Annotated in this window: 9 protein-coding genes and 1 pseudogene; 7 read left to right on the top strand and 3 right to left on the bottom strand. The window is 39.4% G+C overall.

Annotation, left to right across the window (positions count from 1 at the left end):
* Together C510_RS0115105 and C510_RS0115110 are read right to left on the bottom strand one after the other, a co-directional pair.
* On the bottom strand, positions 1 to 475 hold a 475-nt coding region (locus C510_RS0115105; protein WP_018712111.1), incomplete at its 3' end, for a DUF3575 domain-containing protein.
* A gap of 426 nt (positions 476 to 901) precedes the next feature.
* A complete protein-coding gene (locus C510_RS0115110) occupies positions 902 to 1816 on the bottom strand; it encodes a site-specific integrase (protein ID WP_018712112.1) in 915 nt (304 codons plus the stop codon).
* A gap of 363 nt (positions 1817 to 2179) precedes the next feature.
* On the opposite strand from C510_RS0115110, the gene C510_RS0115115 reads away from it, so the two are divergent.
* A complete protein-coding gene (locus C510_RS0115115) occupies positions 2180 to 2767 on the top strand; it encodes a porin family protein (protein WP_022339043.1) in 588 nt (195 codons plus the stop codon).
* 1129 nt (positions 2768 to 3896) lie between these two features.
* On the opposite strand, the pseudogene C510_RS16725 reads toward C510_RS0115115, so the two are convergent.
* Positions 3897 to 5070, bottom strand: a pseudogene (locus C510_RS16725) (IS4 family transposase).
* A 368-nt stretch (positions 5071 to 5438) separates the two neighbouring features.
* Between C510_RS16725 and C510_RS0115130 the strand changes: the two are divergent.
* From C510_RS0115130 to C510_RS0115155, 6 genes are all read left to right on the top strand, one after another.
* Positions 5439 to 6611, top strand: coding sequence for a hypothetical protein (locus C510_RS0115130; RefSeq protein WP_018712115.1), 1173 nt, complete (start codon positions 5439 to 5441; stop codon positions 6609 to 6611).
* Positions 6612 to 8267, top strand: coding sequence for an ATP-binding protein (locus C510_RS0115135; RefSeq protein WP_018712116.1), 1656 nt, complete (start codon positions 6612 to 6614; stop codon positions 8265 to 8267).
* 12 nt (positions 8268 to 8279) lie between these two features.
* The gene (locus C510_RS0115140) at positions 8280 to 10103 is read left to right on the top strand and encodes an ATP-binding protein (protein WP_081621859.1); all 1824 of its coding nucleotides are present in this window, start codon (positions 8280 to 8282) and stop codon (positions 10101 to 10103) included.
* Positions 10093 to 12090 (top strand): radical SAM protein, encoded by a 1998-nt coding sequence (locus C510_RS0115145; protein ID WP_154651999.1) that lies wholly within the window; start codon positions 10093 to 10095, stop codon positions 12088 to 12090. The genes C510_RS0115140 and C510_RS0115145 overlap by 11 nt, the downstream gene beginning before the upstream one ends.
* 157 nt (positions 12091 to 12247) lie before the next feature.
* The gene (locus C510_RS0115150) at positions 12248 to 13918 is read left to right on the top strand and encodes an RNA-binding domain-containing protein (RefSeq protein ID WP_018712119.1); all 1671 of its coding nucleotides are present in this window, start codon (positions 12248 to 12250) and stop codon (positions 13916 to 13918) included.
* A gap of 124 nt (positions 13919 to 14042) precedes the next feature.
* Positions 14043 to 16466: a DNA-directed RNA polymerase subunit alpha C-terminal domain-containing protein gene (locus C510_RS0115155; RefSeq protein ID WP_018712120.1), complete on the top strand. Its 2424-nt coding sequence runs from the start codon at positions 14043 to 14045 to the stop codon at positions 16464 to 16466.
* Positions 16467 to 16645 lie beyond the last annotated feature (179 nt).

The raw sequence follows: 16645 nt of genomic DNA on the forward strand, positions 1-16645 counted from the left end.
CGCATTCATATTTATCATAATGGGCACGGACATAACCTACACCGATGGCAGCCTCGATGCTCCAACGTTTGCCCAACAACCATTGATAGCCGTATACCAAGCCACCGCCGGCATACCAACCTTCGTAGCGGTGTTTCTCCAGGTCATCGAACAGCCCGAACGGCAGTTTGATACCGCCCCAGTTGTACTGACCGCCCAGCAGATGGGCACCTACGAAATGACCGTTGAACTTCTCGCACAGCCAATAACGGGCCTCCGGTTGCGCCATCCAGTGTTTCCATTTCTTGTTCTCACTGAAGGTCCAACCGTTATAATTGGCCGATAAATCCAACGTCCACTTGGGTGACAAACCGATTTCTGTTCCTAAATTGATGGTAGACGAAGCATCATAAAGCAGATTGGTCTTGACTGCTATATTCTGTGCCGATAAAGAAACACCTACCAACAGAAAAAGTACGCAAAAGATCTTTCTCATGTCCCGTATGTTTTAGTAAGAATGTATGTTTTTCAATCTGTATGCTGTATTTTTCCCCACTTCCATTACTTTGTAGGTAACAGAAAAGACAGACTAAACTATTCAGACATAAGGAAAAAAAGGACAAGAAAGCGCTTCTGCCTTGAATCGGCAGACTAATCCATGCTCCTTTATTCACACTGGCAGGAAGGAACAGCATAAACATCTGTTCACATTTCGGTTGTCGGTAGGATAACTGTTTGATTTTGAAAATGTATTATTAGACAAACTTCTCTATTTTTTTTGATAATTTTTTTTAAGTTGTTGAATAATTAAATCGTTTTTACTAATTTTGCTTCATTAAATCAATTCCGTTACCTACAAAGTAACAGTATCATCCTTTCAAGAAGGATTAATCATAATCTCCTCATATACAGATTCTTATATTTATCCATTCCTAAACACATACGAAAGTACTCCCCGGTTCATGGCATGAATACGGTCGTCGGTATGTCGCTGGAAGTAAGTTTCCGTTACTTTTACCGAAGAGTGCCCCATGGCATTCGATATCAGTTCCTGCTGATAGTCGCAGAAATTGGCAAGAGTAGCCCAACTGTGACGGGCACTGTAACTGCTCAATGCTATTTTCTGTCCCAGCAGACCGGAAAGTTTCTTCAGATGCTGGTTAAATTTCCGCAAGGCATGCTGGTATTGCCGGTACTCACCGGTACCCGGATAACGGATAAAGGGGAAAATATAAGGGGATTCCGTATCGGTGCTCTGCAATGCCTGGATCAGCTTCCTGGCTTCCGGCTCTATACGTACTGTCAGCCAGGCTCCGGTCTTCCGGCGCCGGTACGTCAGGATATCCCCTTCCAAATCGCAACGGCGCAAGAAAGCAATGTCTACAAACGGAATTCCCCGTAACATGAAAAGCAGCAGGAAGAGCATCCTCGTCTTCTCCAGTCCGGTATGCTTTGGAAGCGGTTCCTGCAGTCTACGGAACACTCCGGCTTCGACCGCCCGCTTCACCGTTACCCGTGTACCGGTATATACGCCATGAAACAGGCGGAACCGTGCCGGAGCCAGCCCCTGGTCTACCGCCCGGAAATAGACAGCACGGAGCATCCGCATATACGTAAAAATGCTGTTCCACTGAAGCTGCCTGGACAGCAGATAATTCTGGAAAGCTTTCAGCCACGAGGGAGTCAGTTCCGCAAACGGCAACGGGCGGCCTCCCATAAAGTCAAGAATACGGTTATAGGTACTCTGGTACACATGTGCTGTACCCGGACGTCCTTCCTTCACGAAACCGGCTATGACCCGTTTCATGAATTCCATCAGATTCTTCTTTTTCTTCATACATTCATTGTTTCAGGATAAATAACCAAGATTCAATACCGGCTATATACCGATACATGACACGATATACAAATTTCGCAAAATTCATGATATACCTTATTCATCGGGAAACTTCCAAAAATATCTTCCCGAACAACCGGTAATTCCCCCATCAAACAGACAAAAACAAGCGGAAATAGTTCGTTCAATATGCCGGAATCAAGTAGAAAACAATTCAAAAAAACGAAGTTTTTAAAAGGACATCGGGTATCCAGACTTTATTTTCTTCTATAAATCAACCTTTTAACCTCTTTTTTAGACTTTACTGATAGTTTCATTCAAAGAAATGATTATTTTTGTCCCGATAACTAAAACTAGAAAACAATGAAAAAAGTATTATCAACTTTATTGCTGGTAGTCTGCTGTTGGCTGGCTATACCGGCACAGGCTCAAATACATTTCGGTGTAAAGGGCGGTCTGGACGTATCCAAGCTAAGCTGTTCTACCGATATGTTCAAAGGAGATAACCGCACCGGTTTCTTTATCGGTCCGATGATGGAATTCACTGTTCCTGTACTTGGAATCGGAATTGACGCGGCAGCCTTGTATGCGCAGTCAGGTCTGAAAGCCGAAAGTAAAGACGGACTGGAATCAGAAACAGAGACCTTGAAATCCATTGAAGTCCCCATCAACCTGAAGTGGACCATCGGACTGGGAAGTACTCTGGGTGTATATCTGGCAGCCGGTCCACAATTCGGTTTTAATCTGGATGATAAACTGTGGGATAATATAGAAGCCAAGAAATGCGCGGTCAGCGTAAACGTAGGTGCCGGTCTGAAACTTATCCAGCACCTGCAGATTGGAGTCAACTACAACATTGGAGCCAGTAAACTGGCTAATATCGGAGATGAAAATTTCGAAGCCAATATCCGCAAGAACTCCTGGCAGGTTTCACTGGCTTACATCTTCTGACAATATCTTTACTAACTGATAAACATGCAGAATCCCGGTTCCCACCTAACTTCAGGAACCGGGATTTTTTATCCTAAAAAACGTACTCACGTTTTGATTGAAACGAACGCACATCTTGATTAAAACGAACGGATGTCTTGATTGAAACGAACGGACATCTTGATTGAAACGAACGGATGTTTATTGATACTTTCTATTTCTTGTACTTCTTGCACAAAGCGAAAATCTTCTGTATGTTGTTTTTTATCAGCTTCATAAACGAACTTGCTTATAATGCAAAGATAGTAAAATATGCTATTTATAAGAACTTTTTCTGAATACTCCCTATAAAACGGAGTATCTTCAAAAAAGGTTCTCCATGTTTTCCATGTCTAATTTTCAGCATACCCTACAACCCCTTTTAAGAAAATTGAAAGAAAGAATTTGACATTGTAAGTTCCATCCAACTTTTGTTCCTTAATTTCCGATTTGATAGTCAGCATTTTACGTTCTAATTTAATTAGTCAACAAATGCTGTGCCTGGAATATATAAACTACTTGCAAGAGCAATAGCAGAAGTCATAAAAAGCCAAAAAGAAAAGCGCTAACTGCCTGTTTTCGTACAATTAACGCTTATACCCTTCGTGGACCAGCCTGGGCTTGAACCAGGGGCCTCCAGATTATGAGAACGATAAAATGATATTCTACGATAACCAACGATTTTAGTTTTTATTGAGTATCAAATAGTTATATAGCTTGCTACTCTTGATGAAACTCACTAAATCCCCCTAACTGAAATAGTTTGTTTACGCATTGTTTACGCAGAATCAACATTTTTCCGAAAACACATCTGTTCTTTTGCTGAAAAAGAATACAAGTACGACTCAGCTCAGAAAATCAACTCCTTTATCTTGTATAGCAAGAAAGAGTTTGAGACCTCTAAAAATTCCAAGTGGCAGCGTGGCAGAAAACTTGTATCTTACCTTGGACATATTTGATAATATATCCATAAGGCATTTCCTAATGACCAATTTGAAATCATATTCAAATTTTACGAAAGAGATATTGAAACGCCTCCTTTTGCTGCCTTCATAGTTACATTGATTTGACAAAATGCAACACTAGTGTCCACTAAAAATTAGAGGACGAGTTAAAAATTATAATTACTAAATAAATTTGGTCCATCAAGACCGCTTTGTTCTTTGACATCATTGAATTTAGTTTTGCTGAAGAGCTCCCTTAATGGAGTCTTGTCCGTAAGAGAAATGCCAAGAATTTGTAGAACCTCGTATGTCGATCTATCCAGTTTCATATCATGTTGCATGATAGCTACAAGACAGTAGGCAATGATTGCTGAGTAGACTTGTATCTTTACAGCGTTCTCGGAAGTACCCTAAAATTTCTTTATTTTAAGGTGTTGCTTGAGCCATTTAAAGAACAGTTCCACTTGCCAACGATTCTTGTAAAGTTCCGCGACCTGTAAGGCTGGAATATGTTTTGCATTTGTAAGATAAATGAACTCCCTTTCGTCTTCTTCATCCCAAAACCTCACCAAACGAATCGTTTCAGGGTATGATTTTTGGGTATAGAAACCGGTAAGTTCAATCTCACAGTCTGACTGTATATTCTTAGGTAAACGTCGTTTCCATTTGAGTACTTTCGCCTTAATATTTGTTTTAGCCCGTACAACAAAAAAACGAATCCATCATATGTATCTTATAGAGACGATGATAATCGTTATATGCACGGTCGAAAACATAGAAAGAGCCAGACTCATAAGGTATTACATCCATTGCCTTGACATCGTTTATCTTTGCTTCGGTTATATGGATAAAGGCAGGTACTTGAGTCTCTACATCATACAACGTATGGATTTTGACACCTCCCTTATGTGTACGGAAGTTTGCCCAAGGAAACAGTTTCAGACACAAGTCAATCGTTGTAGAATCGAAGGCATATACATTTCCGTTTAGTTTGAATATGTCATTTATTCTTTTCTTTCTGGCCTCGCTTATCATATAGAATGCGAAGTCCTCAAAGATACGGTAGTCCCGGTTCTCATTTGCTTTTGCAAGGTTACTCCGAGTGACATGTTTCCCAACCCCAAGATGGTAGCATTTCTCTTGATGTGCATTCAGCGCAACAATCAGATCACGAAGACTTTCGCGGTTACACAATTGTCCGAACATCAAAGTAAGGAGTTGATTCCAGCAAGTAAAATGCTTAACATACTTGTTGCCATCATACTTCTTTACGATACGGAGAAACTTGTAATTGTCTAAAAACTCAACCATTTGGGCGAAAACGTATTTGTCTTTATTCATATACAGCCTAAGTTAAGGCTGCAAAGTTATGATTTCAAATCGTTGCACAAGAAAATCTCTTGTAACAAACTGTAATTCAATTATTTCAAAGAACTATTTGCGATTTTTAGTGGACAGTAATGAAAATGCAATAAAGGATATCTTTGAGATTCATTCTAATGAAAGTCTGTCAATTGAATAAGAGCTTAAGGAAGATGGTTCAATGTAGAGAAGCGATTTGATTATGCCCACTGAATAGTTACAATCGAATAGGATACAATCAAAATATGTTAAATGTCAAGTCTTAAAAATTATTCCGCCAAATTTCTTGTGCGCTCCTAAAAAATGCAACTATCTTTGTAGTAGAATGATATTTACCAAAAATAAATATGGGCAAAATTTTAGATTACATCGTCAAGAGGGGTGAGGGCAACTATCTTTGCTATAAAACTAATAAGGTGAGCCTGAATATCTCAGATACAGATGTTCTGGATTACGACGACAAACCTGCTTCAACTCGTAATAAGAGCCGTATCGCAGAATCTGACCTAACCCTTGTGCCTACGGTGGTTATAGACCATATGCTCATTGATTATTCACGTCCCATATTCAGTTTTTTCCTTGATGGTTCACGCCATGTTTACAAGGTTGACGATATGGCTATTGGCAAGAAAATTTTTCCTGTGCTTGCTGGTCAGATAGTCGTTGGCTGCTGTGAACGCAAAGACCGCGACACGTTCCATCCCTACCAAACTTACCACAAAATAGTAATATCCCTGCCAGATGACTTCGATGTTGATGATGAAGGCGAGGATTTCTGCCGTCTCTATTGTGATGAAATTAATGAGGAGTTAAGTAGGCTTCCTTATGTTGGTGAGATTGGCATCAAGATTGACAAAATTCTGCTTTACAAAACAGATAAGAAAGACAAGTTCAATTCTGATAAGGACAACTATAAGAATAGAGGAACGGCTAAGATCCAAGCAGAAATGACCGATGAGGAACAACGATTAGTGGCTGATCTTTGCACCCATAACCGTCTAGACGATGAGCACTACCTTATTAAAGACGGCTCACTTGAGTACAACCCCAGTTTCTCAAACGTCAACCGCTCAGACAAAACTATGCTTCGTGAGAACTATCGTTACGTTGTTGGTGTATCAAAGCGTTTTGATCCAGAACTACTTCCAGATTATGAAGGCCACCGTCTATCGAAAACAATAGCAAACCTCAAACCCTTTGAGCGAACTAAGGCCTACCGATATACTTCAGAAGCAAACGGCGTTCAATATGCCGTTTGGTATCTACGTCTGCGTAATAGCGATTTCCGTGAAACCAATTTCTCTGATGTCGTAAAATGTGAGATGGTTATCATTAACGAAGATGAACAGATTGATACAGACCTGATAAACACCATTAGTGCGAATCTTATCAAAGAGGCCTACCCTGTATGTTACGGCAACGACACCCGTTGGGCCAATCATCTTTATCCGGTATTCCTCACAGAGACCTTCTGCAAATCAAAGTATTATAATTCTGACATCATCTTAAATTTATTCTAAATGGCAAAAATAATAGGAAAAGTCTCAGCTACCGAGAAATGTCCGTCAACAATTGACGAGTTTTATTTCTGGACAGACAAGAAGCAAATCCTTAGCCCGTTTGATGTGGTTAAGGTGAACCATGAATCGGGTTCAATCACATTCGGCGTGATTGAGGAAATTAATCATATCACAGATGCCCCTAGCCATTTTACTGGATATATTTCCAGCGACTTCGGCAGCACGGATGAGAAGATTGGAAATATGAATCGCTTAGGAATGAACTATGTTCGTGCGCGTGTAAGCGGCAATACAGCAGGTATATATACGCCTGTTCTTAATGGTAAACAGGTATCACTTTGTGAGCCAGAAGAAGTAAAGAAAGCATTAGGTTTGACTGATGATGACGTTAAGAATCCGCTTGTCTGTGGTTACCTTGAAATGTATAAGGGCGAAGACAAGATTAAGATTCGCGTCATCTTAGATTCTCATTTCTTGATTGGCCCAGATGGTGCGCACATCAACATCTCAGGTATCTCAGGTTTGGCAGCTAAGACATCTTATTCTATGTTCTTGCTCAGAGCCATTCAGAGTAAGTTTCGTACAGACAACGGTGACACATGTGCTTTTGTATTCTTCAACGTGAAAGGCCGTGATCTGATGGCAATTGACGAGCCAAATCAAGGCCTTAGTAGCGACGATAAACAGATATATTCAGATCTTGGTTTAACAGACACTCCCTTTGAGAATGTCCGCTATTACTATCCCTATAGCAAAAGCGATGTGGCAAAGGTTCAGTCATACGCTGCGCCAAGTGATATTGAGCAGCAGAAGAGGAATAAGAAAGCTTTTATATATAAGTTCACATTCGCCGATAACAAAGACAAACTCGATCTATTACTTGCTAATGAAGAAGACCCCACAAACACTTTGGAAGCATGTGCCAACTTTATTATGAACGAAGAAGGCAAATTTAAGAACATTGAAAAGTGGGAAACTCTGAAAGAAACTATAGGTGAATATACTAAAGCGGGTGGTACTACAGACGAGAAAAAAGAAATACAGGTTGTGAGCTGGAGAAAATTTAAAAGATGCATTCGCAAAGCCATTTCAAATGATGTTTTCGGTAAAAGCCTCGTTAATGAAGTTGACTTGACAAACGAGATTCAAAACCATCTTAGGGCAAACAATGTTATGGTAATAGATATTGCGCGACTTGACGGCAATACCCAAAGTTTTGTGTTCGGTACAGTAGCTCGTGCTATCTATGACTTGAAACTTGATGGTGATAGAAATGATATCCCAGACAAGATAATCCTATTTGTGGACGAGTTAAACAAATATGCTTCAAGCGATTCTCCGAAGAACTCTCCTATTTTGAAACAATTGCTTGATATTGCAGAACGTGGCCGCTCATTGGGAATCATTCTTTTCTCTGTCGAGCAATTTCGTAGTGCCATTCACGATAGAGTGAAAGGCAATTGTGCCACACAAGCCTACGGTAGGACAAACGCTATTGAAGTTTCTAAGCCCGACTACAGATACATTCCGAAAGTTTATCAGAACATGATGACCCGATTATCACCAGGCGAATACATCATATCCAATCCAGCATTACGCTCTCTCGTGAATGTGAAATTCCCAAGACCCGCTTACAAACAATTTCCCAACGGCTAAAACACACCAATTATGGAAAATAACTTGAATTACTCCTCCGAAGTAAGGAAAAGAATTTTAAGTATGCTGATGTTTCAACTGTACTCCGATGAAAAAACAATTTATCGAGAGTATGTTCAGAATGCCCTTGACTCTATCAATAAGGCCATAGACGCTCATGTTTTGGCCCAAGCTAAAGATGGTATTGTTACCATCGACATAGATGAGAGGCACAAGATAATTAAAATAAGAGATAATGGTGCAGGCATAGAATCTGCAAATGCCGTACGCACTTTGCTCGACATTTCACCGTCAAACAAAGACGGTGTTAATCAAGCGGGAATGTATGGCATTGGTCGTTTGGTTGGTGGTGGCTATTGTCATGAACTAATTTTCCGTACTTCCGCAAAAGGTGAGGCTATTGGCACTCAGATTACTTTTGATGTGGATAAAATATGGCAGATGGTTGAAAAGGAGGAAGAAGACTACCTTGCGACCTATGTCATTAATAAGTGTACAAAGAGAGAATCTATTCCTGCTGAGGAATCCGACCATTATTTCGAAGTAGAATTGAATGGTGTCAAAGATGATGCTGCGCCATCACTATTAGATGTAAATGCAATCATTGACTATTTAAGAGAAGTCGCTCCTGTCGAATATAAGCCAGAATTTAAGAATATGCTGATTTATAAAAGTACAGCAGATAATCCAGAATTCAAAGAACGACAGGAAGGTCTAGAGAAAATTCAAGTAATTGTTGGCGAAACAAGAATTCAGAAGCAATACGGCCTGTCTATAAAGGGGACGAAAGACAAAATAAACAATCTTGAATATTTTAAAATTGAAGATAGAATCTTTGGAATTTTGGGTTGGGGATGGTATGCCCTCACAAAATACACTATACAGATACCTAAAGAAGATAGGCTTGCTGGTATTCGTCTCAGAGCTCATAACATACAGATAGGCGATGCAAACCTGCTATCAGGTACAAATTATTGGAAAGAAGATAGAAGTAACTCGTATTTTTATGGAGAATTTTTTGTAACTCATCCTCATATTCGCCCTAATGGTGCCCGCGACGGACTAGTTCCGACTCCAGAAACCAGGGCTTTAGAAAATGGATTGAGGACATATTTTGAAAATCTGAAAACCCTTTACACTAAAGCCAATGAAGCTAAAAAGAGTATCGATAAAATCTATGACGGTATTAAACGCATAGATGATCACGGCGGTACTATAGATTATAATGCGAAGGATCTGATTAATAATCGAGGTATAGGAAAGTTTGAAAAACTCATGAAAACCTCATTCGGTTTTGAAGCTATCAAACGAATGCTTCTTCTCTATCAGCCAGAGTTTATTGAAGCAAAGGCAAAAGGAGAGGAGAAGTTAAGACCTATAGTGCCAGTCCAACAAGAGCCTATAAGTATTAAAAAAGAGATTCCTACACCTGCACCTATTGACATCCAAACGGACAATGGGGAACCCGCGACAACGCTAGTTGCGCCAAGTTCTCCAACGGAAGCAAACATTGATTTTTCCTCGGCTACTGATAACACAGTAGAACCTCCAACAACAGCCAATCAATCGGATCCTGTTTCTGTTCAAGAACCAGCAACCTATCAGCATGAATCTCTAATTCCTGGTCCGCGTATTGTGACACCTACATCAACGCCGCTACTTGGTCAGCAGGATATTATTGCACAATTGAACAATGTGCTTGATCCAAGTGAAATATGGTTGCTACGTCGTGTGTTTAAGGTCTTGAACTCATTCTGCCCAGATAATGAACACGACCAGAAGTTGATTGCCGAAATGGAAAGGCTAATTGTGAAAGAATTTAATGATGAAATCTAAGAGAAAAAAAGTACTCCTGATAGAACCTAATTATGCCAATAAGTACCCTCCTATTGGTCTAATGAAGCTTTCTACTTATTATAAAAATTTAGGTGGATGGGATGTTACCTTCTATAAAGGTGACTTAAAAACATTTGTTATAGAACGTATAGCCGACCGATGCATAGAAGATTTTGAAAAAACCGATAAAAGTATTGATTGGTGGTTGAAGCGTGACGAGTTTGTGGAGTATATAAAGACCAGAAAAAAAGAGACCGTTGAGAAGATTGCAATTGATAGGTCTGATATGGAATTGATACTGTTAGCAAAACTAACAGAGTGGAAAGACTTCTATTGGAAGGGTATTTGGAAAAAAGAACCTGAATGGGACAGAGTGGGCGTAACCACACTGTTTACATTTTACTGGGATATTACAGTAGAAACTATCAACTTTGCAAAGTTGCTTGTCAAGAAAAAAAAAGATTTGATGGTTGGCGGTGTTTTGGCTTCCATTCAACCCAAGGAGCTTGAAACCGCAACAGGCATCAAACCTTGGGTTGGTATTCTTGGTGCTCCTGGAATATTGGATAAAGGCGACACTCAGATTATTGACAATCTCCCTCTTGATTACTCGATTCTTGACGAGATAGAATACAAATACCCGATGGCAAACGCTTTCTACGGATATATGACTCGTGGTTGCATACGGCATTGTGCATTTTGTGCAGTACCTACTCTTGAGAGCAAGTATATTTCATATATTCCGATGCGCGAACGAGTGGAAAAAGTGCGCGAAGTATATGGTGACCAAAAAGATTTGCTCCTGATGGATAATAATGTCCTTGCCTCAGAGAATCTGAAAGATATTATTGATGATATTGTAGCTTCTGGATTCGGCAGAGGCGCAAAGTTCATTCAGCCCAATATGCTTGCGATTTCCATTCGCAATCTTAAAAATGGAATAAATGATCGAGCTTATATCCGTAAGAGCCAGGGGTTGATACAGGAGTTCTATCAGAAGCTGAAGCCACTGAAAGGTGACGAATCTTATGAGGTGTATAAAATTATGAGCCGTTATCATATTAATAAATTGTCTACAACTAAGAAAGAAGCATTGATTGCCGCATATGAGGAAATACAACCTATTTACGACAGGCATCAGCATCCACTACCAAAAGCAAGGTACGTAGACTTTAATCAGGGGGTTGATGCGCGTTTGTTCACGGAAGAAATCGTTTCTCAGTTAGCAAGAATTGCTATACGACCTCTCCGTATTGCTTTTGATGATATTAAGACTTATTACTATTACAACAAGGCAATTCGTATGAGTGTAAAGGCTGGTATGAAAGAGTTCTCAAACTACCTGCTTTACAACTTCATGGATAGACCAGTAGATTTGTATAAACGCCTGCGTATCAATGTGGAATTATGTGATGAATTGAATGTGAACATCTATTCATTCCCGATGAAATATCATCCGATACGCAAAGGAAAATGTGATAATGAAGACTATTCACACAACCGTGACTATATAGGAAAATACTGGAATCGTAAATATATCCGTGCGGTTCAAGCCATCTTGAATAGTACAAAAGGAAAAATTGGTAAAGGAATGTCTTTCTTCCTTGAAGCTTTTGGCAAAACAGAAGAAGAGTATTTCGAATTGCTTGAAATGCCCGAGACATTTATTCTCTATCGCTTCTTCTTTAAATGGCTGGATGAAAAAGGTTCAATGGGAACTGCCCATTGGAGACAATGTTGGAGGCATTGTATGGGAACATTGGACGAAGTGGAAAAGCAGAACGTGCTTAACATCATTCACAGAAACATTTTCTCGCAAAAGGAGATTGATTCTGTTGATTCCGAAGATGCTTTAACACTCCTGACCTTTTATACTAACTACAGAAAAGATATTATTACACCTGGTACAAAACTCTATGAGCTAAAACAGGAGTATGATGCTCACCCAACAATTGAATTAAGACGTAAAAAACAAGAATATGAATAAGGAGAGTAGACAGACCGCTAGCATTTATTGTAGAAAATGAGGTGATGTCTTAACAAGAGCGTCGGTCGAACTTAACAAGAAAATTATGTAACTCGCTGAATTTTAACGCTGTTGATGAATTTAGAATTAACAAGAATAACAAGAAAATACAAGAGATATGACGGAAAAAGAACTACATGAGTTTCTAATGGAGAATTATCCGGAAGAAAATGCAAAATGTGAGTGGAAAGAGTTTACGAATTTGAAGCACCAATTTAATGGGAAACCTAAGGATGACGTAATCTCTTACGTTTCCGCCATTGCAAATATGGAGGGCGGATATATAGTGCTTGGTGTTAAGGATAAGACTTTGGAGATTGTGGGAATCCAGAACTTCGAGAATTATACTCGTCAGAATGCCACGTTCAGGTTGACGGAGAACTGTACCAATCTGCCAACGGAAGGGTTGCAAATTTTGGAGTTCACAACCGATGATACACAGTTGACGGTTTGGGTAATTTGCATTCCGAAACATCAACCTCGTTGCCCTGTATATGCTCACAAAAGAGCTTGGCAACGCATAGAAGACTCTCTCGTGGAGATGAAGCCGTCAAGATTGGGAGCTATTTTATCTGAGTACCTGACGGAGGATGATTGGTCTGCTGGTATTATTGCTGATGCCACTATAGACGACCTTGATCCTGCGGCAATACGTAAAGCTCGAGAGAAGTTCGTGGAGCTATTCCCACAGAAAGAAGCAGAGGTTGCCGAATGGGATGACGCTAAGTTTTTGAATAAAACGGGATTCACCGTAAAGGGAAAAATTACGCGAACAGCCATTATCATTTTAGGAAGAAAGGAGGCGGAGTATTATCTATCGCCGTCTGTCTGCAAGATACGTTATAGAAGGAAAAAAGAAGTTGGTGGTGAAGATGTTGATTTCGAGATTTTCAATATTCCAATGATACTTGCCGTAGAAGAACTGGGGAACAAGATCTCCAATACTCAGTACGTGTATACGATAGAGGGAAATCTATTTCCTCAAGATATGAAGCGCTACGATGTTTTTACCCTACGCGAACCTTTGAATAATGCTATTGCCCATCAGGATTATTCGAAAGGTAGTATGATTGATGTGATAGAATATGAAGACGAGAAACTGGTTTTCCTGAACAAAGGGCAGTTTATTCCGAAGTCGGTAGAAGATGTTGTGACGGAAGATATTCCGGAGTCTTTTTACAGAAATCGGTATTTAGCTGAAACCATGCGTAATGTCAAGATGGTTGATACAGAGGGAGGTGGTATCAGGAAACTTTATATGCAACAGAAGAAGCGTTTTTTTCCTATGCCAGAATACGATTTGACTGGTATGCAGGTAAAATGTACGATACAAGGTAATGTGCTGGATGAGAACTTTGCCAAGATACTCGTCAACAATCCCGACCTGAGCCTTCAAGAAATCATATTGTTGGATTCGGTTCAGAAGCACAAGCCACTCACCGATGACAGCATAAGCTACTTGAGAAAGAAAAAGTATATCGAGGGTCGGAAGCCACATATATATCTTTCTATGTCTATCGCAGGCAAATCGAAACATGTGGGGTTGAAAACTTCATATATCAAAAACAAAAGTTTTGATGATGACTACTTCAAAAAATTGATTATCGATTACATATCGACATTTCACAAAGCTTCTCGCAAGGAAATTGAAGCGTTACTGTATAATAAACTATCGGATGCATTAACTGAGCGTCAAAAATTTGATAAGATAACTAATCTGTTATCCTCGCTAAAACGCAAAAAAAGAATAGTCGTGGATAAGAATCGCAATTGGGTTCTTGTTAAGTGACGGATTAACAAGAGATTTGCATAAAAACCAGCAAACTATTCTGCAATATGCTGATAAACAATATATTGCTAAATATTTGAATAACAAGAAATTTTAAGCAATAGACTCAAAAATAAACAGAAATATGGAGTTTAATTTAGATACGAACATCAAGGAACTGCTCACACATGGTGTCATTTCTGTTCGCACTTTCAATTGTCTGAATACTGCAGGATATGAAACGCTGGGGGGTATATTAGATAATATCGAAACGCCAGTGGATTTGCTAAAACTGCCCAAGTTTGGCAGAAAGTCGTACACAGAGGTAGACGCAATTCTGAATCAGATGATTCGGGAACATAAATCAATAGTTCCTGAACAGAAAGAGTTGCAGTTTGCTGCATTAGGAAACACAATTATAGCGATTATTACAGAAGCATATAACGAGGTAACTACAGGTGATTCTGAAGTGAAAGCCTATTTGCAAGCAGCTTATCCTCATCCCGGCAGTATGCATTTCCTTGTAATGGGGAAGGTTGACAATATGCTTACTGTAGTAGAAGAATACTCACGCGATGAGAATTTAGAAATACGCCACTCTTATAAGCAATTTATAGAGAAGGTGCTGCATGAAATGGAAAATGCTCAAGAGGCTGTAAACAGCATTTATAAGGAATATAAGCAAAAGAACATGGAACTATCTTTGAGAATGGAAAGTTTCACCTATGAACAAATTGCGAGATACTTCCTATCAACTATTGCATGTGACTACTTGGAGAGGACTTATCAGGAACAACGTTCCACGACTATGAGCGTAAGGAGCAAGAATTTCTCTGACAAATTTCTTCCTCATTTTACAGATCTCATCAAGTATGCCGATGAACCTTTGACTACCTATCGTAACATTTGCCCAGGGCAAAATATGGTGAAAACACTAACGGAAATATTCCAGTTTAATCAACGGTTTAGACGTGAGTTTGACAGGGTGGCAATGCTTTCTGACGATGAGATTCAAACAGAATCCCTGAAGCGTGACTATCCCTTCTTGATAAATAAACAACGGCAGTTTGTATTCAACTTTATAAAGGAGCATGGTCATGCACCGTTGTTTTTCCTACTGTATTATTATCTTCGTTTGTCTGAAAACAAGTCAGATAAAATATATAGTATTGCTAAGGGTATCTTTGACGGAAAGCGGCGTTCGTTAAACGAAATAGCTGAAGCGATGAGTCTTAGCAGGGAAAGAGTTCGTCAAATAGTTTGCGGAACAATAGAAGTACAGAAATCGACACTTGTTAACAACGATGACTGGGATTACTATAATCAAATGTTTGAATTAGCATTCATTTATGAGAAAACGGAAGAATACGTTAAACTGATAGAAGTCGAGCATTTGCCCATTAGCTTTGATGTATTTGCCTCTTTGTTGGTGTTGGTTGCAGACTTTAAAATTGAAGAAGTCGATGGACATTCTATTCTTATAAACAATAAGTACCGTGAATTGAAATTTACCGATTGCATTGATACTCTCTTTAGTATTATTGATGGTAAATATTCTACAGACACATTCGTTCCTCTTGAAACTATCCTATTTACAGTTCCTAACCAGTACAAATCATCAACGAAAGAACTCATTACACACATTGCATCAGATATTTTTAAAGTTCATATTACTGAGGACGGAAGACTTTTTTTGCCTCAGAACTACATTGACATACCAGAAGAGTTATACGATATATTATCGAAAAAAGGTGAGCCTATGCATGTCGAGGATATTTTCAAAGAATTCAAGACGCGATACCCAGACCACAAATATTCCGATGCTTCACAGATAAAATCGTTTTTGTATAGGCATAAGCATATTAAGGCCATCGGAAAAACTTCATGTTATGCTCTTGACTATTGGGAGGGAATATACTTCGGAAGTATTCGCGATTTGCTTATCAATTTATTGGAAAGGTCTAACCTGCCTCTTCATATCGACAATTTATACGATGGAGTAACAGAACACTATCCTAACACCACAAAAGCGAGTATTGCAGCCACGATGGAAGATGAAGACTTACAGCGCTTTGTGGAGTTTGAGGGAAACTATTTTGGATTAACGTCGAAAGATTATCCGGCAGAATATGTTGTTGCGTCGTCGGTTCAGCGCTATCGTTTTGAGGCACGTTTTGAAATGTTAAAGAATTTTATAGAGATGTATCATCGTTTTCCAAGCTATAATGGAAGTGAAGAAGAAGCCTCGCTGATGCGATGGCTATATAATGCCACAAATGATGTCCTTGTGCTTACTGAGGAGCAGAAATTGCTATTAGATGCAACTATGAAAAAGTACGATGATCTTGGCTATCCCCGTTCTGCAACTGAATATGAATTCTTAACAAAGTGCTTGGATGTGAAGGATTATATCCGTCAACATCATACGCTACCCACTAACAAAGAAGCGCCAGAACTATATGCTTGGCTTCGTCGCTCACGCGATAACTACGATAGCTTTACAGACAAACGCCGTCAGTATATGACAGATTTACTGAATTATGTGCTATCTTTCGGATTTTGTATTTAGCGATATAGAAATAGTACAACATTATTATGATGTTGTATTGGCTCAAATTCGGTGAAGTACATTAGTTATGTGGGAAATTCTGTAGGCAAAATCATCTTCCGCGACAAGGTAAGGGACGAGGACATAGAAGATTGTCGCTGCATCAGTACGACGTGATTTAACTTGCTGGCAACTTGCCA

Origin of the sequence: Phocaeicola barnesiae DSM 18169 = JCM 13652, from assembly GCF_000374585.1 — a bacterium.
In the GTDB taxonomy this organism is placed as follows: domain Bacteria; phylum Bacteroidota; class Bacteroidia; order Bacteroidales; family Bacteroidaceae; genus Phocaeicola; species Phocaeicola barnesiae.